Source organism: Natronospirillum operosum, assembly GCF_004768465.1.
Taxonomy (GTDB): domain Bacteria; phylum Pseudomonadota; class Gammaproteobacteria; order Pseudomonadales; family Natronospirillaceae; genus Natronospirillum; species Natronospirillum operosum.
In genome coordinates this window covers 177,676-204,670 of record NZ_SRMF01000005.1, presented here as the reverse complement: position 1 = coordinate 204,670, position 26,995 = coordinate 177,676, and the positions used below count along the sequence as shown (strand labels likewise).

The following is a 26,995-nucleotide window of genomic DNA, read 5'->3' as shown; positions in this document are numbered from 1 at the left end:
AAGCGCCGCCGCCTACAGGGTGGCTTATTTGTAGGCTGTGAGCCTTGCTCACGCATGCGCGGCCAAGCGCCGCCGCCTACAGGGTGGCTTATTTGTAGGCTGTGAGCCTTGCTCACGCATGCGCAGCCAAGCGCCGCCGCCTGCAAAGAAGCCTTCCAGGCTAAACCGTGCTATTGAAAGCAGCACACCCTCCGCTATAATGCTGCCCCTTGGCGAGGGCACATCCAAGCCAGGCAGTCCAACACCCAGTCAGGGGGCCTTTAGCTCAGTTGGTTAGAGCAGTCGACTCATAATCGATTGGTCGCTGGTTCAAGTCCAGCAAGGCCCACCATCCCTCTCTAGATTTCCCCCGCATCTGTTGTTGCGCGCATAACTTGTCCGTTTCGGACACTTTATGGTCGCAATCTTTGTAAAGATGTCCGCCTGTTCAGTGCTCTACAAGTTGCCTCATGAGCCGAAACCAACCAAACCCTGCACCATTGCTAAGTTTCAGCCCACTATCAAGATCTTGGGACTAGCAAAGAGCTGAGGTTTCGTGTTGCGACTTGTGTGGAACAATCCAACAGAAGTGTTCCACAAACAAAAAAGGTGTGTCTGACTGGGCTAAGCGCAGGCTGATGGGTAATCCACCTCGTTTTCAGGCTTGGCATTAAATGGGGTAGCCGGCGATCTTACCGAGAACTTCAATCACTACCAACGGCACCACCATCGGCATGCAAGAAACTCAAACAAGATGATCGTCGCACCCAATCTATCGGAATTCCGCTTCTCCTTGCTAAGTCGGACAAGAGCAAATCAAAAACTGCCAGTGCAAAATACGCAGGATCCACCTTCCCCTCGATCACTGTGGATAATATTTTAGGGTTTACCTTTTTGTGATTAGATTTGATCTTATGCCATGCAATTTTGATTGCATCAAAATAACTACATCCTTTATGCACTAGAGCATTTCTGAATTCCACCAAGGCAGCCGCATTCTCTCTCGGAATTTTCAGGTCCTTATGAACTGTGCTTTCAGTGATAGTGTTGCTTCTTGGTAAGTGCTCCATTAACCACATCTAACAACCCGTGATCCGCTCGGCTACCGTTGGCAGAAAATGTTCAACGGAGATCACCATGACCGAATCCACACTGACCCACAAGCAGTCCTATTTTCTCGAGCGACTGCAGGAAGCCGAGCACTCCGGGCTCACCATTGTCCAACTGGCCGAGCAAGAGAATGTCTCGACGGCATTGCTGTACAACTATCGCCACGTGCTGCGCCGTAAAGGATATCTGGAGCCGACACGCCGCAAATCGTCCTCTTCGGGCAAGGCCCGTTCTGGTTTTGAACCCGTGGCCGTGACTTCGTCACCGCAGACTGACCCGGCGGCGTTCATTGAGCTCAAGACTCAGTTGGCCAATGGACAGCCGGTCTGGATGAGCGTTCCGGCCCATCAGCTGTCTCTGGCACTGGCTGCGTTGTCAGCATGAGGATCCGCAACTGGCCGGTGTCACAGGTGTATGTGTATCGCGAGCCGTGTGATATGCGCAAGAGCATTGATGGCCTGGCGGCCATCGTGGAGCTGGAGATGACCCTATCTCCCTTCCAGCCGGCGCTGTTCGTGTTCTGCAACCGTCAGCGTGACAAGGTGAAGCTGTTGTACTGGGAGCGCAACGGCTTCGTGCTCTGGTACAAGCGCCTGGAAAAACAGCGCTTCAAGTGGCCCAGGCGTCTTGGCCAGATCAGCCCCGAACAGCTGAGCTGGTTGCTGGACGGGATCGATATCGAACGCCTGCAGCCGCACTCTGCACTGCACTTTAAAACTGTTATGAGCCCGGATTGACGGGCCTTCTGGTAGTCTGGGCGCCATGAAGCTGTTCGACACCCAGACCCTGGCCTCCATGCCCAAAGACCAGTTGGTTCAACGCCTGTTGGCGATGCAGGAGCAACTGCGCCTGTTGGCCACTCAGCAGTACGGGCGGCGCTCGGAAAAACAGACCGATGACCCGACCGGGGATCTGTTCAACGAAGCCGAAGAGCTCGATGCGTTGGAACAGGAGGCTCAGACCGAGCAGCAGGATGCGCCTGCAACCGAAGAGATCACTTACACCCGCACCAAGCAGAACCCGGCGGGCCGCAAACCGTTGCCGGAGCACCTGCCACGTGAGGTGATCGAACACGACATCCCGGAAGCTGACAAAGTCTGCGCCTGTGGTGAAACCAAACAGCGCATTGATGCCGAGACCAGCGAGCGGCTCGAGTTCATCCCGGCCAAGCTCTATGTCGAACGCCATGTGCGTCATCAGTACGCCTGTCCCTGCTGTGAAGAACAGGGCGTACAGACGGCCGAGAAACCACCGGCCATCCTGCCCAAGAGCAATGCCGGTGCAGGGCTGCTGGCCTACACCCTGACCAGCAAGTTCCAGGACAGCCTGCCACTGGCCCGCCAGTCCGCCATCCTGGCTCGCCACGACATCGACATCCCGCGCAACACCCTGGCTCGATGGCATATCCAGGCCAGTGAGCGGGTACAGCCGCTGATCGAGCGGTTCGAGGCAGCCATGAGAACCTCACCGGTGATCCTGATCGACGAGACCCGATTACAGGTCAACAAGGAACCGGATAAAGCTGCCAGCAGTCAGTCCTATATGTGGGTGCGCAGAGGACTATAGCCTCCGGATGAACAGGGGCGAAGTCCCGACGTGACGCTGTATCACTACAGTCCCAGTCGAGCCGGCTCGGTGGCCGAGTCGCTGCTGAGTGACTATGACGGCGCCCTCATGACCGATGGCTATGCCGGCTATGACAAGGTGGCAGCCAGGCAAGGCCTGCAACATGCTCAATGCTGGGCGCATGCACGGCGCAAGTTCGTGGAAGCCGAAAAGGCCTTGCCCAAGGGCAAGAAAAGCCCGGCGATCACCGCCATCCTGAACGAGATCGGTAAGCTGTACGCCATCGAAAAACAGATCAAAGGGCTCACCGCTGCCGAGAGACAGGCAGTGCGAGTACAAAAGGCGACTCCGATCCTGGAAAAGCTCAAAGCCAATCTGGACAAGAAGCAGTCCACGGTGACGCCGAAAAGCCAACTGGGCAAAGCCATCCATTACACTCTGGAGCGCTGGCAGGGGCTGACGCAATACCTGAGCAATGGTCACCTGCCGATCGACAACAATGGGGCCGAGAATGCCATCCGCCCGTTCGTGGTCGGGCGTAAAAACTGGCTGTTCTCGGACACCACCCACGGTGCCAAAGCGAGTGCGACCTGGTACTCCATCATGGAGACCGCCAAAGCGAATGGTCTGGAGCCGTATCACTACCTGAAACAGGTTTTTGAGCAACTGCCACTGGCTGAAACGGATGCAGAAATCGACGCGCTGCTGCCGTGGAATATCGAGCCGACAGCAAGATGATCAGACGGGGTTAGTGGATCGCTTACGATTTGCGGCGTGCCGGCTCCAGATATCCTTTACGGCGCAGCACGTGGCGATAGTTGTACAGCAATGCCGTCGAGACATTCTCTTGCTCGGCCAGTTGGACAATGGTGAGCCCGGAGTGCTCGGCTTCCTGCAGTCGCTCGAGAAAATAGGACTGCTTGTGGGTCAGTGTGGATTCGGTCATGGTGATCTCCGTTGAACATTTTCTGCCAACGGTAGCCGAGCGGATCACGGGTTGTTAGATGTGGTTAATGGAGCACTTACCATCTCTTGTACATGCCTCAGCGGTAGTCTATTGCAGCCACGCTTAGTATGGCGAGGCAGCATGCATTCAGGAAAAATCCCCAACCTCAATCTTATGTAGGATCTCACGCACCCATCGCCTGCCTTCAAACGTATCCATTAAGTCGATAGGTGATTCGTTTCCTAAGGCCACTATGGGTTCTTCCATCCGCTGCAAGGCACCTCGCCTCTCCTCCCAAATGGATTGCGCCAGTTCCACCGTAGTCAGTAAGTCCAACATCGTTTCTGAAACTGCGGTTGTCAGCCTTTTACGTTTTACATAGCGAGCTAGGGTACTGGGATCCACTCCCAGTACCCGACACATGAGATCGCGATCAACTTGGTTCACAATCTCTTTTGCCATATCACCCGTGATCCCTTTTCGCGCTAAGCGGATACGCGCCACCTTGCTTTTCTTTACCTCGTAAAGTGTTATTTCAGATAGATTTGAATCGCTCATTGGGAAGCCAGTTCATTTTCGTCAGAAAATCATCATAGCCTACTCGAGGCTGATAGCCAGTTTGGACGGGAATCCCCAACAAGATTGCTATCTGAGACGTTGTGCCAAGGTATCTCGGTGATGAAGGTCTTAGCAGAGTTGGGGGGCCACCTCGTCAGACTGCTACTGTACATCCTTATCGTGGAATGTATGGGGCACTGACCGATGATTCCTCAACAAAATCCGGATGCCTATTAAAGTATTGAGAAGCAATAAAGTCTAGCGACCACATTTTATGATTTTGGCGGCCTTCTTCCAGCAATCGAACTCCCTTCTGCGCCTGACTCGCTTTTCGGTCTATGAGTAGTAGTAGATAACGACGTCCTCCCTCGACCGAATCGTAGGCTCCAAGTGTCACGCTCGCTACCGATAATCCAAGCTCTCGGCATAAGGTATCATAGCTCAGAAAACTAGAGCGTGAAAAAACATCTTTTTGCGAATTGTTAGTACTAAGAACCGGCATTATCGCAATCGAGCACAAGTCTTCGGCATTGCTCAATGCCCTCTGGTTCAAGGTGTACCTTGTACACGTCAACCCGTCAACGGATTCGTGCAATCCTAATTTCTTCGAAAGATAGCATGCTGCTGCCAAGTGATGACTTCCGCCATTGTTGCGGATCCACCAACGACCTGACCATTCATCGATAACCCCACACCCACCCAGATGTTCTTGGACATGCGCCATAGCTACCTTCAAAGCATCATAATCCGAAAGGCCTCGGAGATCCCTCAAGAATGGAAGAGCAATTTCGCCCCACTCTACCATTGTGTCTGGGGTTGACTCTGATGTCAGGAACCTGCTGGAAAATGACTCCGAGGCACTACACCCTCGAATATGGTCCAGTGGGATAACAGATTCGTATGTCTCTTCTGTAACCCATTTTTTTAACTCTTCTAGTGCTTCTTTGTGAGCAGAATTCAATCGACCAGTGGGCGGGTGCAGGTTCCCCAAACCCTCCAGAGCAATCCTGGATTTCATTTTGACTGAATAACTCAGCCTATCTTCCAAAGTTGGTAGGTTTTCGTTCAATGCTACATGTCGAACTCTCACCCAATCCGGGGCGAGAGTGTGAAACAGTTTATCCAGTGCAGGTTGTCGGCTCATAGAGTTATGGTAATTTCTGTTGAATGGAACCAGGCTGAAGAGGTGGCGTATCCTGTTGGTTGATCTCCACCATGATCAGAACCATCAGCGGACTGATACGCCATGCCCAAGTCTAACTTGCACGCTGTGTCACAACCAGAGTTTGGGCACAATCCACTGCATAAGTTGTTCCACAGTGGTGCCCTCAAGTTGCTCGTGAAGGCATTGAAAGTAGAAGTTTCGAACTTGTTGGCCCACTGCTGTGGGAATCCCCCCATTTTTTGCCGGCTTGGATTACCCCGTCTAACTGCGTTGCACAAGCCTATTGAGATTTGAGAGGATCTGTGTGCGAAGGTCCTCGAATGACGAGCCTACTGAAGAGGCAATCATTTCGATGGCTCGCTCCACATCACCAGGGTCGATTGGATTTCCAGCTCGAGTGATGAATGGCCCGTCCGTCTCGGTCAACACTCGGTTAATTGGTATTTCGCGCATTACACGCGCGCCAGGAGCGGAAGCAAGCATGCTCTCGTTCACTGAGAAATAGCAGCCGCGATCAACAGCCCGACGCACATCTGCCTTACTGCCGGTGAACCAATGCAAAACAACGCACCCTCTATTTGGTGGCAGATGTTCATCTAGCATATCCAGGACCGGCTTTGTTGCCCTGACACTATGAAGGCTTAGGATATTATCACCTTGCTTCGCACAAGCTCGAAGAATCCTCCCAAAGACCAACTTTTGCAGATCAAAAGATCGGTAGTGAGCGGGGCCGCGATCCAGACCAATTTCTCCTACGTAACGTGTCCGCGGTAAAAGCTTTTCGAACAAGTCGATCTCCATGTGCCGATCGGCGACGAGCTGAGGATGTAGGCCAAGCCCAACCCTAACGAAGTCGCTATCCGTGGATAGTTCAATGTTCCTCTCAAACGCCTTTGGTGTGGTCGTAACCGCTAGGGTTGCAACGCGCTTTCGCTCACAAGCCGCGATCGCTTGTGCTAGATCGGGATAGAGATCAAGATGCGTATGAAAATCAACGTAGTCGGGCCGCACCTTCAGGCTCCTGGCTGTGCCCGAACTCCCTTCAGGAGATCGGCGACTTCAAGGACACCGCGTCGAAACACGTCGGCATACCCTGGTATGGCATCTAGCTCGCCATTAAGTGGTCCGGGCTTGTGAATCAGGATTTTCGCCAGGCTTGGATTCGCCCTGATCCTCTTTGCCATCAGTTGGAAAGACCGGACGTGTTCACCTTCAGGCAGATCGGAGGCCAGTACATGTCCTGTCAGATCCTCAACCATGTAGAGCGTCTCATCGTCTCCATCGAGGCCAGCCTTTAATGAAGCTCTGCGGATCAAGCACGGGACACAATAGCCGCAGTGCCGTGGGGAAAGCTTCTTGTAGCGCGCCTTCGCAGGTGACGAGCAGGACATTGAGTTCGCCACTATACCCTCTAAGAAAGTCTTGTCTGCACAGTTCGCTACCATTTCTCCTTTCGTCTTGTGCCGATATGGATTGTTCAATCTGACCTTAAGGTCTAGAGAATCGATAAGTTCTTGCATGCTCGCGATAAAATGCGGATGTGCAGTCCGCGTGCTCAGTGCTCCAAAACGTAATGGATCAAGAGGTACGTTGAGCGCGATTAGGCCGTTCTCAGGAATGTCGACGTTGGTTTGTCCATTGATCGCTGACGCGGATAGCGTTGCGAGCGAGTAAAATAGAAAGGACCTACCCCGTTGCGTATTTTCCTTCTCCCCGGTGGTTAAATGATGTTTGTCGAAACCGAGCCGCACCCGTACGCTTTTGAAGGATTCTTTGCCGAACCGGTTTTTCAATCGGTCAAGGATGTAGGCTTGGGCATTCGCAGTCTCACTGTCCCAATAATGGCTGATTAACATTGGGAAGTGCTCACCGCTGCTAAGAAGGTCGACTGCTCCGACAAGACTGTCCAAACCACCGGACAGTAGGCTTACTTTAGTCAGCCCATCGATTGCAAAGATCTGTGGAGCCATAGAGAGGGTCATAGTCTTGCTCGGTCGGTCACGGAAGAAAACTCGCCACCGATCGCCAGTGAGGAAGCGCAGCATCGCTTCTATTGATTTCGTGTTCGCGGTCCAGCTTGAAGGGTCAGACACGGGGACGTACAGGTCGATCTCCCTTGTCCAACCGTCCTGTGCGTTCAATTTTCGTGAGACTCTTGTATCGCCAGCGTTGACAAGCGCGGCGAGAACTACAAGATCGATACCATTCTCGGAAGGTTGCAGTCCAAATGATGCCAGTTGGCTCAGTGCTTGACCGATGCCGAAGCCCATGTTCTGGTCGTCATCTAAAAAGTCAATTTCGTATACATCAGCGTCGGGCTGTATGGTCTCGACTCTACAATTGTCGTGGGGGCCGAGTCGGCCAATAAAACTAAACCTTCTCATCCGGCGTCTCCTAAAGCCTCGACCAAATCGAGTGCGGCGCTATAGAGATCGTCGACAAAGCCACCTATAACTTCCACATCAAGATCACTAAAATCGGCTCCGCGAGCGTCGAACTCGTCACGCACACAACCTTCAACAAAGTCATGCAGCATAGCCTGGGCGCGTTCTACTCCGGCAATATTTGAAGGGGCCGAAATAGCGTTGGTTCCAACCTCATTCAGGATTTTACCCTCGATAGAGCGGCTGACCACCCCGACAAACAATTCGCGCAGGTCGTCCGCAGAGAGTTGATCGAAATTGCCAACGCCAGAGGCTGCGAGGTCGGCGACCGTCTCAAGCATCGCGTCTCTCGCGAGAGACTCGTCTATGCTTCCGCCCGCAGGGCACAACATATCCGTCAACGCTACGAACACATCCTCAGCGGGAGCACCCGCCATACTTTCAAGGTTGAACCGCCTTAGTGCTTCTTTTGGTCCTTGGCTTGCGAAAACCCGTGCAAGGTTGGCTACTCCGCTGGCCACAGCGCGGGGGTTGGGCATTCGCCTTGATGTTGCCCTTCCGCCGCCGTTTGCACGAACATATTTGCTTGCACCTCGCCGCAGCGCTCGTCCATCGGATGTTCGCGCCCCCCTCGTCATGTTCCCGCGCGCACCGCTGAGGCCTGAACCAGCCGGAACAGCCGGGATTGGAGGATATGTTTGCGTCGGCGTATCTCTACTCTGGTTCGACCGATCATTCTCGTCGTTGCTATTTGTGGGGTCCTGTTCAGCGTTCGAGGGTTCTGTAGCTGGCGGCGATGCTGGTTCATTGACCCAGCTTGGAACAAGCCCATTTTTTGACCCACCGAATGTTCCTGAAGTTCCCATCAGGATTGTGCCCGTTTGCCGATTAGTTTTATTGCTGCAGTCGCCGCTGCCTTAAGCTGTTTGTTGTCATTCTGGCCGGCCCACTCCTTTAGCGTCTTCGAATAGTCCGACTTAACTTGAGCTTCACTAAACACTGACGCCCAACCACTAACTACCCACGGACCGAGTTTGGAGACCGGAAGATCTTGAATGAAAGAGAGAAGCGGCCGCTTCAGGAAAGGGTGCTGATTAGCAATCTCGGCTAAGCCCTTTACGCCTGCAGGCTCTTGGGTCAAGTCTTCTGAGTCACGAACCTTTGCGCGCAAGGCATCGAAGACTTGTTCGGCCTCTATGGACCGTAGGCGAGTGACTTCCGCCGCAGCTTGCTTTACCTGCAGAGGCGAGCCCTGAAGCTTCTCAACTAGCTCGTCTAGCTCTCCAAGAGATGTAATCGCGCCGAACACGCTTCGCCGATCCCGGGTTACGAAGACGTACGGTCTTAGATCGTGCTCCGCAAGAGGCGGATCGATGGAGGCCCATTGCTTTGCCCATTCCAGGTTCGGCCAATCGGGAAGAGAATCCTCGTCTGGCTGTGCAGAAACCACTGCTTCAAGCGCTGCCAGATCCTTCGACTTACCAGTGTTCGCTGAGCCGCGTGCCATTGCGTCGTAGAGTTCCGGGGCAAAGCGCTCTGCAAGCATAACCTTGGCTAGTACCGTGATGTTCAGCTCATCTCGGAAGCCGCGCTCTTCTGCGATGGCCAAGCGTAGCATCATCGTATTGATGAAGCGCTTTATCTGCCTTGGGTTGCCTCGTGCGCCGTCAGCCAGAATCGGCGCAATTCGGCCAGCTAACTCCATCGCCCGCTCTACCTCGACAGGGACACCGCCTAAGAGCTTCTCGACCGCCTTCCGGTCTATACCTGGACCCTTCCATGGGCGCCGCAATAACTCGCGCGCCAGTTCGGTTAGCTTCTGGAATTCGTCTGACCTTTCGCCATAGTCGTTCAGCACCAAGAGCAGAGTCACATAGATCCGCGTCTCGGCATATCCAAGCGAGGGCAGCCTGAAGGGCACCTGGATAAGTTTCTCTAGGTAGTTTCGGGCATAGGTAGCCGGTCCTGTGGCCACGGGCAGGTCCGGAAAATGTTGCCGTACAGCATATTCGATCATCCCTTCGTCAGCTGCGATAACAAAGGACGCTCGCGGGACGAAAAGGAAGAGCCTGATCGCTTCCAATGTATCAATTGCAGTGTCAGGTAGACACCTATCGAGGTCATCGACAAGGACAACTAAGTGATCAATTTCTGCGTTCGTCAAGAGTTCAGCGAATTCGGCCCGAAATGCTTGCATCTGCTCAGGAGCATTGTCCACTGAGACTTCGCGCAGAAATTCGCCGGAACCCTTGACGAGGGCAGCGACGGCCTCCGACGATACTTCCTCTGCGGACTTGCCAACGAAGTCTCGTGCTGCTGAGCCCAGTTCCTTTATCGTCTCCGGGTGCGGGATTCCTGTCGCTAGCGTCAAGCCATACGCTCCGGCTCTCCGTGTAACTTTCATCCAGTCGACCCGTCTCAATACCTTTTTTGCCTGCTCAGCCACCTTCTGTGAATTGGGGCGCTTGCCGCGCAGTTCCTTTACGATCGTTTCAATCAGGACCGTCTTAGCATCCTCGAAACCTTGGAATAGCCAACCGTTAAACCGCACGCAGAGTACACGTTCCTGGTTGCTAAACGTCTCCTCCACCATCATGAGGATGCTGGATTTACCAGCACCCCAGTCACCATGCACGCCGACGCTAAGAGGTTCTTCTGACTTCTGGCTAACCAGCCGGACTACGGTCTTTGCGATCGCCTCGTAATACAGGAGGTCGACCGCTGTCTCATTGTCGGCTACGATCATCAGTTGAGCCTCAACTCGACATTGGCGAAGATAAGTGCTGTGTCCGTAAGGCTACCCGCACCCCAATGGCATAGGATTTTCCTAGTGACCTCCGCACACCCTGTTATCGCAGCGGGTACTACCATTGCTAAGGTAAATAGGCAGGAAGAACAGCGACTTGTCATGGGCATTCAGCGTCCATCCCTTGAGCTGGAATATAAGCTCAGCATTAGGAAAAATCTAAGATCTGTCAACCATGATTGACCTGCCATAGCGAATCTAGAACGAGCTATTGTTGTGTCGAGCGGTTTCAGTTCGGGGCAGGACTCTTCGATGGATTCGAATGCGGACTGACATCTCAAGCGCCGGCGCGGAGTCCTGTCACGGGGAGAATACAACTCATTTCGTTGACAACAGAGCCCCAGCTATCAATTGAACTCAGCGCCACCTATGACTGTCAGTGTTTGCATCGCCCACATCACAGGAGTGGGTATCCCTTGCTTGACTGCTCACAGCGCTTTCGGTTGAACCCAATGCGCTGTTGTAACGAAGGTGTCAGTTAACCGAGCATCCAATATTAATGTAATGGATCAATCTAGGTTCAGTCATCGTGTCCTCGGATCCAGTCATGATCGGGAAGGACAATAGATCCAGCATGGCCGGCAGTCCGTTGAAGCATGACTTTTTCGCGCTGGGAAATTGAAAGCGCAAGCATTTGGATAGCCGATCGGGCAACACGCAAAGCGCGCAATGTCTCCCGAATAAACGGCTCACGCAGATGGCGTTCAATTTCTGGTGTCTGTCTGGTTTGTTCTGGGTCCCCGAAATCATGCAGCACCACAAATCGGTGCGTTCCCGCATTCCGAAGGTCCTTCTGAGAACGCAGAATTCCAGTGCTATTCTCATAGTCCTCAGCTAGCTCCACAAGGCCGTATAGGGCTCTGGCGCCTTCGGTAATCGCCTGCACCACTTTATCATTTAGTTTGCGTACTCCAGTCGTTTTGTTGAGCTCTCCTCTCCACATTCTTCCAAAGTAGACCTTGTCTGGTTGCAGTTCTAACTCGAAGTAGTGATTTGCAACAACACCGATCTTGTCGAGCAGGTCGAGAGCCGTCCGGTGCGCCAAGATGAGCGCGGATGAATCTGGACCATATGAAGCATAATCAAGTGTGTCTCCAAATCGCCCCGTCCTGGGCCATGCGCTGTCATCGTTAGCACGCCACAACAAGTCACGAGCTAGAATAAAGTCGCCCTTTAGCATATTGAACATGGCAAACACAGGAGGGGGTCTCCCTGACGCTCCTGACTCTTTTTCCAGTACCCCTGGAAGCATCAGCCAGTCCAGTTTTCCCAAGGCTGGATCAACGAGCTCTACGACTGGCGCGAGGGTTAGTCGTTCACGCTCGACCCAACTTATAAACGGATCCTGATGTGCAGATCGCGGTGGCGGATCCCCCAATTCGCATGCGAACGCTGCGATCTGGTCTGCAGCCTGTGCGCCAGCATATTGAATGATTCGATCTCTATGCCGATTCGCAATCTTGGCTAGCATCATCGCCTCGATGCGCGTAAGTTCTGAGCATTCACCGAACTCATAAAGCCAAAGTAGGTTGCGGGCTGCGGAACTTGCAGCAACTCCGTTCTCTGGATCAATTTCTAGAGCAGCTAACCATCCATCTTGAGCCTCTCCTAGGCGATAGCTGTTGCTAAACTGGTTGGCGAGGTTCGTCCAAGCTTGTGTTCGCAGTGCTGAATCGGCATCCGCATCCTGAGCGACTTTCCAGAAGTGTCTTCGTGCTTCTGCACGAGGCTTCCTGGTTTCTTCTTGATGGCTTAACCAATTTGCGTTTCGGGGTGGGTGTCCAGTCGTGGCAACCAGTCCGTTGGCGAGGTTGTATATAATGTGAGCATTTGGGAATTTGGCGTGAAGCTCACGAAACAGCGCAACTCCCTCTTCCACAGCATCCTGCTGTTGAGTTAACGCGCCGCCATCTACCAAGGTGGCGGCGCGCAGTGCCATCAGGTTGTATCGTTCATTTGTGTTGAGATTGATCTCGCGAGCCTGTTTGACTGCCGCAGCTGGGTTTTGGTTCAGCAAGGCGTTCAGGTGAGAGGAGAGCTCATTAAATCTGTCCAACATTGATGACACAAAGAATTCCTCAGTTATCTACCACCTAGTAGGTTGGGGCATCCAGCATCCTAGCTTTTCGTTATTGAATGACGCCCAAGTCTGGTTCCCGGGCTCCCTTACTCTTGGTGTCTGTTCCGAATCGCTTTGTCTTGCGAGGCTCCCTATGCAAATACTGCAAACCAATATACTAATGCGTGCCGAGTGTGGCGAAACTACTATGCTAATTCGATCTCGCCAAGGCTACCGTCTTTGTGAAATAATGTCAGAAAGGTTCCGGGCAGGAGCCTGCCACCCGTCATAGCAAAGCTGTTGACAGCACTGCCCGTGAAATACCCTCTCTTCCTGTACATGCCATGTTCAGGTTCGAGAAGCGGCAGACGGGTGACGTTTCGCCTCGAACCGGGAGAACTTGTCATGTCTAGTCAAACTATTCAGCCGTCCACAGTTGAAGGCCTCAAACGCCTCGCCAAATCGCTTAAGACCAAACGAGGTTTGCAGTACACGAAAGCTTTGGATGCCGCAGCGCAGGCATCAGGATTCCATAACTTCCGTCATGCTCGCAATGTGCTGCGCTCCTCTCCCAATGTAGAGCGTTCCCCTCTTGGTCAATGTATCTTTCTGACTGCCTACTGGAAAGATCGCAACGGTGGTGTCGGGCGCGAGACGCTGACTATCTGGCTGTCTGATCCTTGGAATGATCTCATTACTCCAACCCAGCTGCAGAATCACATTACACTGGCGAGCTTTCGCACAGAAGGACCGGACCACCTAGTGCGCGAGCATCTGCAAAGTTCAAAGTCGGCAGCACGGAGGTCAGTCTGTGCTGCCGCTCGCGTAATGTATTTTATGGATGCAACAAAGTTACGTCCTTCCAAAAGTCGAAGCAGGCCCTTTCCAGGCGGACGGTCGAGCAATGCAGTCCCTGGACAGGATCACTACAGCATTTGGTACGACCGTCATACAAAGCGCTATCTTTTTGCTGACGAGCCGTATGAGAAGGCCGTTGAAGACAGGGCGCAGGAGCGCGAGATCTGGGCGTACGAGCATGGCTTCGCCATCGTAAAGACTGAGTGGGCGGGCATGTACGCGCCCGATATTGGTTCCCGTCTTTACCTGATCTCGGACAAGACGAATGGCATACCTCTGGATCCTATCGCGGCTGCACTGGACAATCTGCCCTCGCCGATTGTCGAATCCGCGTGGGATGGAGAATCCGCACCGATGCAACCGTTCTTCGTGAGTCCTGGCACCATTGCCAAGGCCGCTGCTGAAAAAGACAAGCCGAAGAGTCCTCGTAAGCAAGATGGTCAGCGAAATTCGTTGGGCTATGTTCAGGCCTTCGTCGGTCCCCAGCGCCGCCCGAAGGGCAGGATGCCGATTGAAGCCCACGCGCAAGTCGGCCGTCTACTAAAGTCGGTGCTAAAGGACACCTATCACCGTAAGGGTGTATACAATCGCGTCAATGCGATTCGCAGTGAACTCGACGACTGGGCGCAGCTTGAGTACAACCATGACGAACTTCCAAATGAGCAGTTCTTCGATTTGTACTACCATGAGTCCGGCTCAACGTTTTCGAGGGCGCTTCCCGAAGCCGACCGTGAGCGTCATGTGCAGAGTTTGGCGCACGCAACGGAGCTCTTGAAGGAGCACCATCCCGACTGTCCACCGCTGCGCTCACTGCTGAAAAAAGTTGATGCTGCGGTCAAGTCGTTGCGAGATTGGAACTGAGGACTCGTCGCAATGTCTAGCACAAAACAAAACCAAAAAGCGCAGCCGGCCTCTTCGCCCGTCCGTACCGAGGCCGAGTTGGAAAGCCGGTTAGGAGCGGCACTGTCCACCGCCTTCCCTAACATTCCCCGCGAGCAGTTGGTCGAACAGCGGCGCTTCACCGTACGCCTTGGCCATGAAACACATGAATTTGACAGCGCCGCTCAGTGGGAGAAAAGCGGGCGCGCGGATGTAATCATCTTTCATGACGGGCGACCGCTCGCCGTGGTGGAGCTCAAGCGCGAGGATCTAGAGCTTACTCATGCAGACTATGAGCAAGCGCAAAGCTACGCTAACCAGTTGACGCCACGACCACCTCTTGTTGTTGTCACGAATGGGTGCGATACCCGCATCTACGACGCCAACACAGGGCAATTTTGGTCCGGCGAGCAAGACGCTGCGAATGCGGTATCCTGTCTGCTCGCCAATGCCGCCAAGTTGGCAGCGGCGGATATGCGGTGGGCTACCGAAGCTTTGATGGGTCGGGAAACTGGAGTCTGGGTTCCCATCGTGCGATCAGCAACGGCAAGGCTCCTGGCCGAGATGACTGACCCACCCGGCCAGTCCGATCGTGCTTTCGCCAAGCTTCTGCTGTTCACTCGTCTAAGTACCTTAACCGCGATCAAATCGGTGCTGGTAGGGACCACCTTCACAATCGTCGAAGGTGCAGCACAGAGCGGAAAGAGCAGTTGTCTGCGCGAATTCGCCTTGCGCACTCGGGAAAGTGAAGACTTGGCTGTCCTGATGTTGCGAGGCTCAGGGCCGGGACTGTTTCAATCGCTGGCCAACTTGTTCGCCATCGAGCTTGAATGGAATCTCACCGCTAACGACGCCCGCCAGTGGCTGCGGCGGATGTCTACCGGGCCTGCGGGGCCGGCACTTCTGCTCGCCATTGACGACGTAGAGCCAGGCACGCCAATGGCGGCCGACCTAGAGGAACTGGCGAACCTGCGGACTGGTAATAAGCTCAATGTCATCCTGACCACCGATCGCGCGGAACGGCTGGTCAAGGCTACAAACTGTCGCACGCAGACGGCGGTGGGAGACCGCGCAAAGATCATCGAGGTCGGCCCCTTGAAGCTGGAAGAGTTTCAAGGTGCGCAGCGCACTCTCGCCAATCACGAGGTTCACTTTCAGCAGGGCGCCGAGTACGCAGACGACTACCGTGCCCCGTGGGTACTTCGCACGATTTACGACGATGCCGCCCGTAACCCACGGCACCAGGACCCGAAAAGCGCGCTGCTCCTTCCGCCGACACTTGGCTTGGAACTTGTGGATGCGGCGCGCCAGAACTACGCCAATCAGGCGGACCTGCTGCGCGGCTATCGTGTGCTTGCGCGTTGCGCCCTTGCCGATGAAGGCGCCCATTCTGCCGAACTGGCTCTGGCAGCGGCCAATGGGTTCGTCGTGAGACAAGATGCACTTTCCGACGAAGCCCGCAATGCGGTAGCCGAACTTAGATCGAAGGGTGCCGTGCGCACCTACCGTCACGCAGGCGGCGAAGACATCGTCGTGCCGACCATTCCTGCCGCCTTCCTTTCAGAGCTTGCCGATGCCGCAGGTGACGAACTCGTGCGTCGCGCCGCAGTGGACCCGCAGGAAGCTGGCACTTGGCTTGGCTACCGCTTGGACGCTGTCTATCTCGGGGACTTGATCGGTGCGCAGGCTATTCGCAGCATGGCGGAGAAAACGGGTGGATTCAGTTCAGTAATCATCGACGGCCTTCTCGCCATCGAGCCCATGGAGGAGCCCATAGAAAACGCCCTGTTGGCGATACAAGGGTCAGACGGCCGTTTGATTCATTTGAACCTCAAAGGCGAAAAGGCTTGGTTATCCAATCGCCATGGCTACGTCATAGGCGAAACTATCGATCTCGGAGAGGAGCGCCTGGGCATGCTTGGCAACACGGCTGCCTGGATGATCCTTGGACAACTGGCCAGGCTTCCCATAGCAAGGGTTGGCGACGACAGCCAACGCATGGACGCTATGATCCTGCTGAACATCGGCCAGTGTCCTTTCCCCTTGCTGCGCGCAAACGAAGAGGGGCTGAGCCATCTTGTACACGACCTCGGCGATCGCGGTCGCGTCCTTTGCCACGATCAAGGCCCCATCGAGGCAGCGACACAAGCAATGGCCGATCTATTGTCGCGCCCGTGGAAACATGTAGACGAGTGGGTGGAAGCCGCGATCGAAACCGGGTCTCTGCCACTTCTGCATCGTTTGACTATCGCGCTGCGCACGGTGCAACTGCGCAACATACCCGAACTTTCCGAATGGGTCGAAGTGACGTTAGAGAAGCGCGTGCTCCCCGCGCTCACCGCCGCTACTCAAGGACCGGCCGGTGGTGAGTAGTTAGACACCCATTGACCCCAACCCTGCTTTAGGTCCAGCTAGAGTTGGAAAATCCGGCTTCTCTTGAAGCTGCTTTACCGCCTTAACAGCGTGTTTTGGAGGCTCACCGAGACTCGCGATAAAACTCAGACCAAGGCGGACAAGTTATGAGCGCAATGGGCGGACACTTTATGGTCGCAATCTTTGTAAAGATGTCCGCCAGTTCAGAAAATAAAGCACTCACCCGCGAAGCAATACTATCGATAGACCACACCATAGCTGCGTTTCAGCTATTTCGCAGGAGTCCGATTTAGCTAAAATTCGAAACTTCTAGTTGCGACATATATGGAACCCAATATTCCATCCAGTGTTGGCGAGTGCCATTCAAGGCCAACAAACGCAGTTCGGGCTACCATTTGCTTCCATTGGGCGTCTGCAAACGGTCCAGACGCAAACGCTGCCGCCCGTCAAACAAGTTCCGACTGGCAATCAGAACACCGGCCATCGTCCCGAACCCCGTGCCCACTGCAATGGCCAGCATGATCAGGATCTGATAGCGCACTGCCAAAGCCGGTGTCGTACCTGAGAGTATCTGACCGGTCATCATGCCGGGCAGGCTGACGATACCGGCCGTGGCCATGGCATTGATGGTCGGGATCATGCCGCTGCGCATGGCGTCGCGCCGAAGATGGCCAATGGCGCTCTGCCAAGTCTCGCCGAGCATCAGGCGATTTTCGATAACGGCGCGATGGTCCCAAGCCGATTGCGTCAGTCGGTCCAGACTGACAGCGACTCCGGTCATGGTATTGCCCAACATCATGCCCAACAGTGGAATGGCGTATTGTGGCGAATACCAGGGGTCTGGGCCGATAATCACCAGCAGCGCGAACACCGTCACGCTAAAACCGGACAAGAATATGGACAATGTGCCAATGGCGAATGATTGGCCCCGGATAAACCGTCGTTCCTGGCGGCTGGCCACCTCACGACCAGCAATGAGCACCATGACGGTAGCCATCAAGGCGATCCAGAAAAACCCGTCTGCGGCGAACAGAGCCTCCAGAACCAGCGCAATCAGCGACAACTGGATAATGGTGCGCGCAGCGGCGATCAACAAGCGGTGACCAATGCCCAACCTGGCCCACCAGGAAACCGCTGCCAGCAGGATCACCAGCAGGCCGGCCAGCCCCAGGTCAAAATAGGAGATTTCGATCAAATCCATATCAGGCGGGCTCCAACTCGATCAGTTGGCCGCTCTCAAGTTGCCAGTGTTGATCGGCGACGCGCTGGATCTGGTCTTCATCGTGTGCGACCCAGAGTGTTGGCCAGTCATTAGCGCGGATTTTCATGATAAGCCAGTCTTCGACGGCAAGTCGTGCCGTCTGGTCCAGATTGGCGGTGGGTTCATCCAGCAACAAGGCCCTGGGAGCAGTGCTGATGGCACGCAGCAATGCCAGGCGTTGCTTCTCACCGGATGACAGGCGGCTCACTGGCCACTCCAGTGCCGTATCCGGCAGCAGCAGTGCGTTCAGATCGGCAGGGTCCGGCGACTCGGCGAAATGATCACGGACAGAGTCTGACCACCACTGACTTTCGGCTGGAACCAGCCTGACCCATTGGCGCCAGAGATGTGCCGGCGTAGCGGATTGTAGAGTGACATCAAGAAACACCTCCCCTTCATGGGCATCCAGATCTGCCAGCGCTCGCAAAAGCAGGCTCTTGCCTGAGCCAGATGCGCCGGACAGGCAGACGATTCGACCATTGTCCAGTTGTCGGGTCTGAGGTGTCAGGTTAGCTGTGGTGAGGTCCTTGAACAAGAGCATAAGATAACGCCAAATGAATCCAGAAAATCAGGCATCCTCATCGGCTTCAAAAGCCTTGGGCCCGCCCTTGACGACATGGGTGTAGTAGAAGCTGTGTTAAATATGGATTCGTCACATCACGGACTAGTGATTGTAACCCGTAAACCATACTGGACCGGACCGCTGCTTTCATCTGGTTTGTCGCTGATCTGCTACGCGGCGATAATCGGGATGGGATGGGATGGGATGGGATGGGGATTACAGCAGACCGGAAGCCTTGGTGGTAACCAGAACATAAGAACCCCAGCGTAGGTTGCAAGCAACTCACGCAACACAACTTGCGTTATGAATTGAAATAGCGACTCGGTGATCTGCCCTCAGGGTTTAATCCAACTGATTCCTGGTAATGTCCGTTGCTTAACCCTACCCCCCGTTTTAAGTCTATCCAAAAGTGAAACCGTCCGGGTTTTTTTGATGCTGCTTTTCTGCCAGAGCGGGTTCCTTTACAGCATCACCGCACCTCTCCCATAAAGCTCAGGCTTGAGGCGGACTGGTTATGGTCGTGCCCTACACCCTGCCGGTTTTTTTCAATACGCGATGCCTCCAGGCGCTTACCATGCCCACTTTCTCGAAACCCTGGAGGGTCTTTTATGTTGCTTGGTTATACTATTTTGTATGTGGAAGACGTGCGGCACACGCTGGCCTTTTACGAGGCGGCCTTCGGCCTCAAGCGGCGGTTTTTACACGAGAGCGGAGACTTCGGCGAGCTGGATACGGGCACAACTGCGCTTGCTTTCTCGACGCGCAAATTGCTTGCCGAACTGGGCAAGAACCCTTCGGCGCCGATAGCGGACTCCCCCTGCTTTGAAATCGCTTTTGTCACCGAGGACGTTCCGGCGGCGCTGAAAAAAGCGGTTGCGGCTGGGGCTACCCTGGTGCAGGAGCCCGAGGATATGCCCTGGGGGCAAACCACCGCCTATGTGCGTGATCCGGATGGTTTTCTGGTGGAATTGTGTACAGCGGTAGCCATGTAGCGATACCCGTGCCGTGGTTCAGGCATTACTCATAACCTGATGCCTGGACCAGGGCGGTGAGTTCGGTGTTCCCCATGAACTGACCGGGGGTTACACCGAACCATTTTCTGAACTCGCGTATCATGTGCGCCTGATCGGCGTAGCCGCTGTCGGCTGCCAACTCTGCAAATGGCTGCTGGCCGTTGAGTTGGCGAGCAGTGCGACGAGCACGGGCCAGATTTTTCCAGAATAGCGGATTCTTGCCGGTTGCTCTTTTGATCACTCTTTCCAGTGTGCGCTCACTGACACCCACTTGTCTTAAAACATCCACTTTACGCTGGGCACTGGCCAGTGCGTCCAGCGCTTCTGCCAGGTTGGTGTCCAGACGAACAAGTGCTTCCAGACGCGCAATCTGTCTGGTTTTGCTCTCGCCCGCATCACACTGACGAAAGGCGGCCAGCAACTCCGTTTCGGAAAACTGTGCCGCCGGGTGCAACCGAAAACCCATAAAGACCTGCCCGGCCTGGCAACTCACCGACTGAGCGGAGTTTGCCAGATCCGAGACAAACCAATGCGGCTCACCTCGGCTGTCCACTCTGACTATAAGGTCGCGGCAGCCGTCGGGCAGTACCGGTGCCTGGACAGGGCGCCCGGCAGTAAACTGCCAATGCTGAAGTAGTATCGGGGCCATGTGGATCAGTGTATCACTGGGCAGTGTATCTGCCACCTTGTACCCAAATGCCTGGATCCGAAGCCAAAAAAGCGCTGCCTCCGGGGAGGCAGCGCACAGCTTCGGCTTCAGCCGGAGATGCCCAGCAACCAGGCCGCAGTCAGGAAGTAGACGGCCAGGCCGCTGAAGTCCTTGATGGTGGTGATGAAGGGGTCAGCACCCGGCGCATGGTCCACACCCAGCTTCAGCAGAATCCAGGGGATCAGGAAGCCGAGCAGGCTGGCTGTGGTCACCGAGAACATCAGGGACAGCCCGACCACGACACCCAGCATCGGAATGCCGTTGGGTGCTCCCTGCCAGAAGTAGGCGATGGTGCCGCCGAGGACAGCCAGCAATACGCCCATGGTCAGACCGACCTTCAGTTCACGCCAAACGTGTACACGGAAGAACCGGTTCAGATCGATGTGCCCCAGCGCCAGACCACGTGCGAAGATGGTGGTGGACTGGGTGCCCACATTGCCGCCCATGTCCATGACCAGCGGAATGAAGATGGCCAGTGCGACCAGGGCTTCCAGCACGCCTTCGAAGTGATCGATCACACCACCGACCATCATGCCACCGGCTAGGGTCACCATCAGGAACATCAGGCGCACCTTGACCGGGTAACCAATGCTGCCGGAGGTCAGCTTCTCGCTGCGTACGGCGTCCTTCTGGTGCGTCAGGTCACCGACACCGGCCTTCCAGTACATGTCTTCGGAAGCTTCCTGCTCCAGTACATCCATGGCGTCATCGAAGGTCAGTACACCAACCAGACGGTTCTCGTCATCAGTCACCGGCAGCATCGGAATATCCGTGCGGTGCAGCTCACGCGCCGCCACCTCGTAGTGGACATCCTGCTTGACCTGCGGGCTTTCTGCCTCGACCAGGGCACCGATCGCGGTGTCGGCGGTGGCACGCAACAGCGCGCTCAGACGCACAAAACCGCGGTAGTTGTTGCTGCGCTCTGAGGAGACGAACAGCACTGAGGTCGCGTCATGGTTCAGGTCCGACTTGCGGACCAGCTCCAATGCCTGCTCGGCAGTCATGGTCGCATCCACATTGAGGAAGGTCTTGCGCATCACTTCGCTGACCGGGTGATGGCGCAGAACCGGATTGCTTTGGGCATTTGAGGCCGTTGAGACGGTGTTTGCAGTAATGGTGTTCATTGTATTCTCCTGAAACTAATCCTAACCACTCCAATTATCAGAATGATTTCTATTTATTTCCTGAACACAGACCTGCGTGAGCTGTCACCCGACCGGGTACAGCACATCACCAGGCAGGACCTGTGAAGGCAAATTTGCGCAGGATCGACAGACACCGGCCGAACACAACAGAACCTCAAAGCTATTGGACATGGCACAATGGCGCGCCAAGCCCTCGCAAGCCGAGTGGTCTGGTGTCAGTACGGGTGGGTTTTCAGGAGGATATCCGGGCTTGGCTGGTCAGCCTGACCCGGTATTGGCGACAGGAATCTGCGCCGGGGGTCAGGAGAGAGTCAGAGCCTGGGTATCGACCTTACCGTCAGTCCCACGCTTGGATGATCGACTACTGGGGTCGTCCATCAGCTGTTGCTCTCCCTAGTTGTGAATTCGAGCGGAACAGTAGTGAGATGATTTCATGAAGTCAACCCCTTTTTAATTAGATATTGACATAAGAACCTGCCTGCCTATACTCCGCCACCATCAAAGCAAGAGGAGTTTTGTCTTGGAAACCAGCAGTTGGTATCAGACTGCAGATCGCCGCAAGGCGACTGGACGGATCTCGCGGTAAACACCCTCCGGAACAAATCGATTTCTCCGGCTGTGCTTACCCCGAGGTCCGGGTTAAGCGCCGCCAGCAACATCCCTTCGTTCAGTGAAGGCCCTGTCAGGGTCTGATTGATCATGCGTGGTTTATGGCTGCTTCATGCACAACCTGGAAAGGCGGATTAGCCATGCCCGTGATTCCGGATTTTCTCACCACATAAACTGTAACCCACCCCGAATCTACTGTCTGTTGTGGCCGGGGTTGCCGTGCCAATGTGTTGTCTCAGAGAAAGGAAGTCGCCATGGAATTCATCAATCTTGTTGCCGGGCTTTTGCTCGTACTGTTCGGGCTTCGGTTCCTGCGGGAGGGCTTTGCCCGAGTGTTTGGCGGTGACCTGCTGGACGGGCTGCAGGACTTTAGCAAAACCCGCTCCAAATCCTTTGTCGGCGGTGTCGCTGGTGTCACTCAACCTGAGGGAGTTCACAGGTGCCTTTCTGGCGCTTGGCGGTTTCCTGTTTCTGTTCATGGAGAACAATCGCGCCCGGGGTATCGGGCAGGCACTGCTCGCTTTCGCTTTCATGCTGATTGGTGTCGGCCTGCTCAGCGACTCGGCCGTGGCCTTCAGTGCCGACCCCGCAGTGGGGGCGCTGTTTGATGCACTGGCCGGGTTGCCTGTCCTGTTTATTCTGTCGGTGGTCGTGCTGACACTGCTGGCCTGCCTGGCCATTCCGGTGGCGTCAGGGCTGGAAAAACTGGCCAAGACGCTGGTGCCCGAGTCTGAAGCCGTAGCGCCCTCGGTCGTCCGCCTGGACCCGCTGGTGCAGGAGCTGGAGGATGAACTCGATGAGATTCCTGCGTGAGCGGGCACTTGTGCCCGCTCTCACCCGTTCAGACCTTCAGATCAGCTGCGCCAGTATCCAGGTGAGGTGCCCAGAATGCGACGCTCTCGGCAATCGCCGGCACCACAGCACGGTCATTGGGCTCGCGCTCCTTGAAGGACAGCTCCAGACAGATCTGGTTGTTGTCTGCACCACCTTCGGACAGCGCCCTGAGCAAGGGTTCAGGCTGTATCAGCCCCGACTCATTGTGCTCCGCCGTGAACGGGCGGTGACCACTCTTGTCCATCGAGCTCTGCTTGATATGAATGATGGGAGAAATCGGTGGTACGGCCCGTGCCCAGGCATAGGGGTCCGTATCATCCGGGTTGCTGGAACTGACATCACCGTGATCGATGTCTGCCATGGCATATAGTGGTATTGCCAATCCTGCTGCATCGATCCGCTTCTGCAGCTCCAGGCAGGACTCAATGGTGTGCCCGAACTCTCGACCCACAGACATAGGTTCCCAGAACAGATACTTCAGGCCGGCAGCCTTGGCGTGCTCGGCAACAGCACCCCAACATTCGATCACTTCGTCGATCAGGGCTTCTCTTTTGTCCGGATCGTCGAAGTCCCGAAAGGTAAATATTGCGAACTGAGTCCCGGTCGCCTCACCGCCCAGATCTGCGGTGATATCAGCAAAAGTCTTGAACCAGTCAACGTAGTAGCGCCTGACGTCTGTATCCGGGTGACCAAAGTGATTCAATCGACCATAGGGGCCCGTCATGCCGGAGGTTACCCTGACGCCCGTTCGCTGCAGGGCGCGACCCATCTGTCTGGTCAGTCGACGAGTCACCGCCGCCGGCCAGGACGGATTGATGAATTCATGGGTCAGCTGGATATCGCGAATACGCAGGTCCCGGGCCACCGTGTCGATCAGGTCATCTGGTTCAGCGAACCGGTTCACCAGTGGATTGGTATTCAAACCAAGTGTCAGTGCCATTGTCGATCACTCCTGTCCCGTTAAAGGTTGACGGTTTCGACGGACCTGGAACCCGCATAAGTTTTTTCAAACCATGTGCCAAAGGCTGCCTTTTGCGCCTCTGACAGATGAAGGCCATGTTTGGTTCGACGGTATAGAATATCTGCTGTTGTCTGTGCCCATTCTTTTTCGACCAGGTACTTCGCTTCTGCTGCATACAGGTCGTTGCCGAAGTGCTTGCCCAGATCCTTGAGGTTTTTGGCTGTGCCGACAAGATTCGGTGTTCGCGCCCCGTAGAGTCTGCTGTAGTGCAGCAGCAGATTCCGTGGCATCCAGGGGTAACGTTGTCGCAGTCGGTCAATGAAACGAGTGAAATCTGCATTTTCAATTTCACCGCCGGGTAACGGCTCATCACGTGTCCAGGCTTGCCCCAGTCTGGGGAAGTAGGGTGCCAGTTTCTGCAGGGCATGCTCTGACAGTTTCCGGAACGTTGTGATCTTGCCGCCATAGACATTCAGCAGGGGCACGCCGCCCTCGTCATCCAGATCAAACTCATAATCCCGTGTCACCGCAGAGGGGTTGCCGTTCCCGTCATCGAACAAAGCACGCACGCCGGAAAAGGTTTCCAGCACATCCGTGCGCTGCAGCTTTTCCTTGAAGTACCGGTTGACGGCGGCCAGCAGATACTCGATTTCGCTTTCATCCGCCGACACCGTTTCAGGTTTGCCTTCATAGGGGATATCGGTGGTTCCGATCAGCGCCTTGTCACCCTCGTAGGGGTTGATAAAGATCACCCGCTTGTCATCGTTCTGCACGAGATAAGCCTGCTGGCCCTCCCAGAATTTCGGCACAATGATGTGGCTGCCCTTGACCAGTCGCACGTTTCTGCGGCTACTCGTATCCTTCATGGTGCCAACAACCTTGTTGACCCAAGGCCCCGCAGCGTTGCACAGAGCAATTGCCCTGACCGTTCTGATGGCACCGGTTCGCACATCTTTCAATTCCACGGACCACGCACCGTTTTCCCGTTTTGCGCCGACAAACTCTGTGCGCGTGCAAATCTGTGCACCCTTCTCGGCAGCAGAGACCGCGTTCAGGGTGACCAGGCGGGCGTCATCTACCCAGCAATCGGAATATTCAAAGCCGAGTTTGTATTGATCTTCCAGAGCAGAGCCTTCCGGATCACGATGCAGGTTGAGTGTCCGAGTGCCCGGCAATTTTTTTCGGCCCCCCAGATGGTCATAGAGAAACAGTCCCAGGCGAACCAGCCACGCCGGTCGATCATTGGGGCTATGGGGCAACACGAATCGCATGGGCCAGATAATGTGGCTGGCGGAATTCAGCAGCACTTCCCGCTCGATCAAGGCTTCGCGAACCAACCGGAACTCGTAGTACTCCAGATATCGCAGCCCACCATGCACCAGCTTGCCGGAGCGTGAAGACGTGCCCTCGGCAAGATCCTCCTTTTCGCACAGCAGTACCGACAAGCCGCGCCCGGCAGCATCCCGTGCGATACCCGCACCGTTGACGCCGCCGCCAACGACCAGCAAGTCTATATGTTTCTGATTGTTCATCTTGCGCTCCTCGGTAACTCCTTGCGAGCTATCCTGTCAGTATGGGTGCCGTCTCGATGCGGCAGCGTTATCATGTTGAGGTGGGCAGCTTCGACCATACCGGCGCCAGTGCCTCTCGAGACTCTCGATATACGTCGTACAATCGAGCGTAGGGTTGTGTGTCCTCCGCATTCGGCTGGTGAATATCGCCCAGCAGGGGTGATACCCATTCCCTGATACAAGCATCCATATCTGCATACACACCGACGGCGACAGCTGCCATCATGGCCGCGCCGGCTGCCCCAGCTTCTTCTCGATCTGAAACTCGCACACCGGCGCCGACGGATGAGGCAATGACTGATTGAATGGCTGATGAACGAGCTGCTCCTCCACTCAAACGAATTTCTTTTGGCATATTTCCGATGGCGGCGTAGCAGTCCCTGGTCGCCATTCCCAGGCCATCAACAACAGCGCGCAACAGATCAGCGAAGCCGTGGCTCGTATTCAACCCAATGAAACTCGCGCGCGCGTTGGCATCAATGAATGGCCCACGCTCACCAGCCTCGGAAATGTAAGGATGGTAAATCAGCCGACTTCTGGAACTGTTGTGCAACCAGCCGTCAATGCGGTCCAATAGATCACTTGTTCCGACCGGTGTCCCACCGTCGCAAATCAACTCTGCCGCCAACCCCAAAAGCCAGTCGACATTCAGCGTTGCTGCCATATTGGACTGCATCTGTGTGACCATGCCGGGTACCGGCAGAGTCATGATATATCCGGTACACGCATCATTCAGCGACACTGACTCTGCAGCCACGGGACGCATGTGGACGCCGGTAGACCCGATGATGGAACAGGCTGAATCAGTGCTTCCCGTGTACACCCCGGCACCAAGGCCGGTCATCACCATGTCGACATAGCCGAGTACAACCGGGGTCCCGGTCAGCAGCCCGGTGGACCGCGCGGCCTCTTCTGACAACGGGTGGGTAATTTCTGTACCTTCATTAATATCGGGCAACAGATGACGATGATCCTGCAGGCCCAGGGCATTCAGAACGTCCGTGTCATACTCGCGTGTGCGGAAATCACCAAAGGTGAAACAGGCTTCGGAAGGGTCGGTGGCACGGACGCCGGTCAGGCAAAGATACAGCCAGTCCTTGCAATGCAGCGCGACTTCCGCTTCCGACAGCAGACTCGGGTAGTGTTCTGCGATATGGGCCAGTTGCGCGCCCTGCTGGCACGTATTCAGCCCGGTGCCCGTCTTTTCGAAGCGGCGTCTCTCGCCGGCGCTGGCGCGAATTCGGTCCACCGTCGGCGCGGCACGCGCATCCAGCCAGATCCAGGCATCGCTGACCGGCGCATTGTCCCGCCCAACCAGCCAGGTGCCATCACCCTGACCGGTCACTGCAATGGCTGCCGTGCGTTGTTTGAGGCCCGGCACTTCAACACCCAGTGCACACAATGCCTCGACACATTCGGACCAGGTTGTACGCAGCGATTGAGTTGCTGCACCATCTGCCCCAAGTTCATAGCGATTCTGAATTGCGCAACAGGCCACCTGTTCACCCTTCAGGGTGAACGCAACAGCTTTGACAACCGACGTGCCTGCGTCGATGCCGATCAAAAGATCCTGACTCCCCGCCATTTCCCGTACCTCTTATTCTGTGTTCCGACCTGACTGGCGCAGCCGGTGTCATTGCGACCCGG

The 26,995-nt window shown here is 55.3% G+C and carries 22 protein-coding genes, 1 tRNA gene and 1 pseudogene; 8 read left to right on the top strand and 16 right to left on the bottom strand.

Annotated elements, in window-relative coordinates; genetic code table 11:
• The first annotated feature begins 254 nt into the window (after positions 1-254).
• Positions 255-331: transfer RNA gene (locus tag E4656_RS13530), tRNA-Ile, on the top strand.
• 352 nt (positions 332-683) lie between these two features.
• Here E4656_RS13530 and E4656_RS13525 read toward each other — a convergent pair.
• Positions 684-1,058, bottom strand: coding sequence for a hypothetical protein (locus tag E4656_RS13525; RefSeq protein ID WP_135483821.1), 375 nt, complete (start codon positions 1,056-1,058; stop codon positions 684-686).
• A gap of 58 nt (positions 1,059-1,116) precedes the next feature.
• Between E4656_RS13525 and E4656_RS13520 the strand changes: the two genes are divergently transcribed.
• From E4656_RS13520 to tnpC, 3 genes and pseudogenes are all read left to right on the top strand, one after another.
• Positions 1,117-1,473, top strand: a complete 357-nt coding sequence (locus E4656_RS13520) for a hypothetical protein (protein WP_135483820.1) — start codon at positions 1,117-1,119, stop codon at positions 1,471-1,473.
• Positions 1,470-1,826: an IS66 family insertion sequence element accessory protein TnpB gene (gene tnpB, locus E4656_RS13515; protein WP_135483819.1), complete on the top strand. Its 357-nt coding sequence runs from the start codon at positions 1,470-1,472 to the stop codon at positions 1,824-1,826. The genes E4656_RS13520 and tnpB overlap by 4 nt, the downstream gene beginning before the upstream one ends.
• A 25-nt stretch (positions 1,827-1,851) precedes the next feature.
• Positions 1,852-3,393: pseudogene (gene tnpC, locus E4656_RS20530) on the top strand (IS66 family transposase).
• A gap of 22 nt (positions 3,394-3,415) precedes the next feature.
• Here the strand turns inward: tnpC and E4656_RS13505 are convergent.
• The 8 genes from E4656_RS13505 to E4656_RS13470 form a co-directional block, all read right to left on the bottom strand.
• Entirely contained in the window at positions 3,416-3,601 is a 186-nt protein-coding gene (locus E4656_RS13505) for a hypothetical protein (RefSeq protein WP_135483818.1), read from the bottom strand.
• A 147-nt stretch (positions 3,602-3,748) separates the two neighbouring features.
• The gene (locus E4656_RS13500) at positions 3,749-4,159 is read right to left on the bottom strand and encodes an antitoxin Xre/MbcA/ParS toxin-binding domain-containing protein (protein ID WP_135483817.1); all 411 of its coding nucleotides are present in this window, start codon (positions 4,157-4,159) and stop codon (positions 3,749-3,751) included.
• A gap of 175 nt (positions 4,160-4,334) precedes the next feature.
• Positions 4,335-5,303 carry a DUF6685 family protein gene (locus E4656_RS13495; RefSeq protein ID WP_135483816.1) on the bottom strand — a complete coding sequence of 323 codons (969 nt, stop codon included), beginning with the start codon at positions 5,301-5,303 and terminating at the stop codon, positions 4,335-4,337.
• Between the two features lie 282 nt (positions 5,304-5,585).
• Complete coding sequence (qatD, locus tag E4656_RS13490) at positions 5,586-6,335, bottom strand: Qat anti-phage system TatD family nuclease QatD (RefSeq protein ID WP_135483815.1); 750 nt, start codon at positions 6,333-6,335, stop codon at positions 5,586-5,588.
• Positions 6,336-6,337: 2 nt separating this feature from the next.
• Positions 6,338-7,708, bottom strand: a complete 1,371-nt coding sequence (gene qatC / locus E4656_RS13485; protein ID WP_135483814.1) for a Qat anti-phage system QueC-like protein QatC — start codon at positions 7,706-7,708, stop codon at positions 6,338-6,340.
• Positions 7,705-8,346, bottom strand: coding sequence for a Qat anti-phage system associated protein QatB (gene qatB / locus E4656_RS20700; RefSeq protein WP_338090039.1), 642 nt, complete (start codon positions 8,344-8,346; stop codon positions 7,705-7,707). The genes qatC and qatB overlap by 4 nt, the downstream gene beginning before the upstream one ends.
• A gap of 227 nt (positions 8,347-8,573) precedes the next feature.
• Entirely contained in the window at positions 8,574-10,454 is a 1,881-nt protein-coding gene (qatA, locus tag E4656_RS13475) for a Qat anti-phage system ATPase QatA (protein ID WP_135483812.1), read from the bottom strand.
• A 580-nt stretch (positions 10,455-11,034) separates the two neighbouring features.
• Positions 11,035-12,573 carry an LA2681 family HEPN domain-containing protein gene (locus tag E4656_RS13470; RefSeq protein ID WP_240753990.1) on the bottom strand — a complete coding sequence of 513 codons (1,539 nt, stop codon included), beginning with the start codon at positions 12,571-12,573 and terminating at the stop codon, positions 11,035-11,037.
• Between the two features lie 405 nt (positions 12,574-12,978).
• Here E4656_RS13470 and E4656_RS13465 point away from each other — a divergent pair, with 405 nt between their 5' ends.
• The gene (locus E4656_RS13465) at positions 12,979-14,292 is read left to right on the top strand and encodes a DUF5623 domain-containing protein (RefSeq protein WP_135483810.1); all 1,314 of its coding nucleotides are present in this window, start codon (positions 12,979-12,981) and stop codon (positions 14,290-14,292) included.
• Between the two features lie 12 nt (positions 14,293-14,304).
• Positions 14,305-16,683 (top strand): type I restriction enzyme HsdR N-terminal domain-containing protein, encoded by a 2,379-nt coding sequence (locus E4656_RS13460; RefSeq protein ID WP_135483809.1) that lies wholly within the window; start codon positions 14,305-14,307, stop codon positions 16,681-16,683.
• A 388-nt stretch (positions 16,684-17,071) separates the two neighbouring features.
• Here E4656_RS13460 and E4656_RS13455 read toward each other — a convergent pair whose 3' ends face one another.
• Positions 17,072-17,884 (bottom strand): ABC transporter permease, encoded by an 813-nt coding sequence (locus E4656_RS13455; protein ID WP_135483808.1) that lies wholly within the window; start codon positions 17,882-17,884, stop codon positions 17,072-17,074.
• 1 nt (position 17,885) lies between these two features.
• Positions 17,886-18,485 (bottom strand): ABC transporter ATP-binding protein, encoded by a 600-nt coding sequence (locus E4656_RS13450; RefSeq protein WP_135483807.1) that lies wholly within the window; start codon positions 18,483-18,485, stop codon positions 17,886-17,888.
• Positions 18,486-19,114: 629 nt separating this feature from the next.
• Between E4656_RS13450 and E4656_RS13445 the strand changes: the two genes are divergently transcribed.
• Entirely contained in the window at positions 19,115-19,498 is a 384-nt protein-coding gene (locus E4656_RS13445) for a VOC family protein (RefSeq protein ID WP_135483806.1), read from the top strand.
• 25 nt (positions 19,499-19,523) lie between these two features.
• On the opposite strand, the gene E4656_RS13440 is transcribed toward E4656_RS13445, so the two are convergent.
• Entirely contained in the window at positions 19,524-19,985 is a 462-nt protein-coding gene (locus tag E4656_RS13440) for a helix-turn-helix domain-containing protein (RefSeq protein ID WP_167856062.1), read from the bottom strand.
• A gap of 290 nt (positions 19,986-20,275) precedes the next feature.
• Positions 20,276-21,352: a magnesium transporter gene (locus E4656_RS13435; protein WP_135483804.1), complete on the bottom strand. Its 1,077-nt coding sequence runs from the start codon at positions 21,350-21,352 to the stop codon at positions 20,276-20,278.
• A 1,041-nt stretch (positions 21,353-22,393) separates the two neighbouring features.
• Between E4656_RS13435 and E4656_RS13430 the strand changes: the two genes are divergently transcribed.
• Positions 22,394-22,795 (top strand): hypothetical protein, encoded by a 402-nt coding sequence (locus E4656_RS13430; protein ID WP_135483803.1) that lies wholly within the window; start codon positions 22,394-22,396, stop codon positions 22,793-22,795.
• 28 nt (positions 22,796-22,823) lie between these two features.
• Here the strand turns inward: E4656_RS13430 and E4656_RS13425 are convergent, their stop codons facing one another.
• From E4656_RS13425 to E4656_RS13415, 3 genes are all read right to left on the bottom strand, one after another.
• Entirely contained in the window at positions 22,824-23,756 is a 933-nt protein-coding gene (locus E4656_RS13425) for a sugar phosphate isomerase/epimerase family protein (RefSeq protein WP_135483802.1), read from the bottom strand.
• A 20-nt stretch (positions 23,757-23,776) separates the two neighbouring features.
• Positions 23,777-25,309, bottom strand: coding sequence for a glycerol-3-phosphate dehydrogenase (locus E4656_RS13420; protein WP_135483801.1), 1,533 nt, complete (start codon positions 25,307-25,309; stop codon positions 23,777-23,779).
• 70 nt (positions 25,310-25,379) lie between these two features.
• Complete coding sequence (locus E4656_RS13415; RefSeq protein ID WP_135483800.1) at positions 25,380-26,933, bottom strand: FGGY-family carbohydrate kinase; 1,554 nt, start codon at positions 26,931-26,933, stop codon at positions 25,380-25,382.
• Positions 26,934-26,995 lie beyond the last annotated feature (62 nt).

Excerpts from the sequence above, each read along its gene's own strand:
- E4656_RS13525 (WP_135483821.1), bottom strand. The coding sequence starts at position 1,058 with ATGTGGTTAATGGAGCACTTACCAAGAAGCAACACTATCACTGAAAGC.
- E4656_RS13520 (WP_135483820.1), top strand. The coding sequence starts at position 1,117 with ATGACCGAATCCACACTGACCCACAAGCAGTCCTATTTTCTCGAGCGA.
- tnpB (WP_135483819.1), top strand. The coding sequence starts at position 1,470 with ATGAGGATCCGCAACTGGCCGGTGTCACAGGTGTATGTGTATCGCGAG.
- E4656_RS13505 (WP_135483818.1), bottom strand. The coding sequence starts at position 3,601 with ATGACCGAATCCACACTGACCCACAAGCAGTCCTATTTTCTCGAGCGA.
- E4656_RS13500 (WP_135483817.1), bottom strand. The coding sequence starts at position 4,159 with ATGAGCGATTCAAATCTATCTGAAATAACACTTTACGAGGTAAAGAAA.
- E4656_RS13495 (WP_135483816.1), bottom strand. The coding sequence starts at position 5,303 with ATGAGCCGACAACCTGCACTGGATAAACTGTTTCACACTCTCGCCCCG.
- qatC (WP_135483814.1), bottom strand. The coding sequence starts at position 7,708 with ATGAGAAGGTTTAGTTTTATTGGCCGACTCGGCCCCCACGACAATTGT.
- qatB (WP_338090039.1), bottom strand. The coding sequence starts at position 8,346 with ATGACGAGGGGGGCGCGAACATCCGATGGACGAGCGCTGCGGCGAGGT.
- qatA (WP_135483812.1), bottom strand. The coding sequence starts at position 10,454 with ATGATCGTAGCCGACAATGAGACAGCGGTCGACCTCCTGTATTACGAG.
- E4656_RS13470 (WP_240753990.1), bottom strand. The coding sequence starts at position 12,573 with ATGTTGGACAGATTTAATGAGCTCTCCTCTCACCTGAACGCCTTGCTG.
- E4656_RS13465 (WP_135483810.1), top strand. The coding sequence starts at position 12,979 with ATGTCTAGTCAAACTATTCAGCCGTCCACAGTTGAAGGCCTCAAACGC.
- E4656_RS13460 (WP_135483809.1), top strand. The coding sequence starts at position 14,305 with ATGTCTAGCACAAAACAAAACCAAAAAGCGCAGCCGGCCTCTTCGCCC.
- E4656_RS13455 (WP_135483808.1), bottom strand. The coding sequence starts at position 17,884 with ATGGATTTGATCGAAATCTCCTATTTTGACCTGGGGCTGGCCGGCCTG.
- E4656_RS13450 (WP_135483807.1), bottom strand. The coding sequence starts at position 18,485 with ATGCTCTTGTTCAAGGACCTCACCACAGCTAACCTGACACCTCAGACC.
- E4656_RS13445 (WP_135483806.1), top strand. The coding sequence starts at position 19,115 with ATGTTGCTTGGTTATACTATTTTGTATGTGGAAGACGTGCGGCACACG.
- E4656_RS13440 (WP_167856062.1), bottom strand. The coding sequence starts at position 19,985 with ATGGGTTTTCGGTTGCACCCGGCGGCACAGTTTTCCGAAACGGAGTTG.
- E4656_RS13435 (WP_135483804.1), bottom strand. The coding sequence starts at position 21,352 with ATGAACACCATTACTGCAAACACCGTCTCAACGGCCTCAAATGCCCAA.
- E4656_RS13425 (WP_135483802.1), bottom strand. The coding sequence starts at position 23,756 with ATGGCACTGACACTTGGTTTGAATACCAATCCACTGGTGAACCGGTTC.
- E4656_RS13420 (WP_135483801.1), bottom strand. The coding sequence starts at position 25,309 with ATGAACAATCAGAAACATATAGACTTGCTGGTCGTTGGCGGCGGCGTC.
- E4656_RS13415 (WP_135483800.1), bottom strand. The coding sequence starts at position 26,933 with ATGGCGGGGAGTCAGGATCTTTTGATCGGCATCGACGCAGGCACGTCG.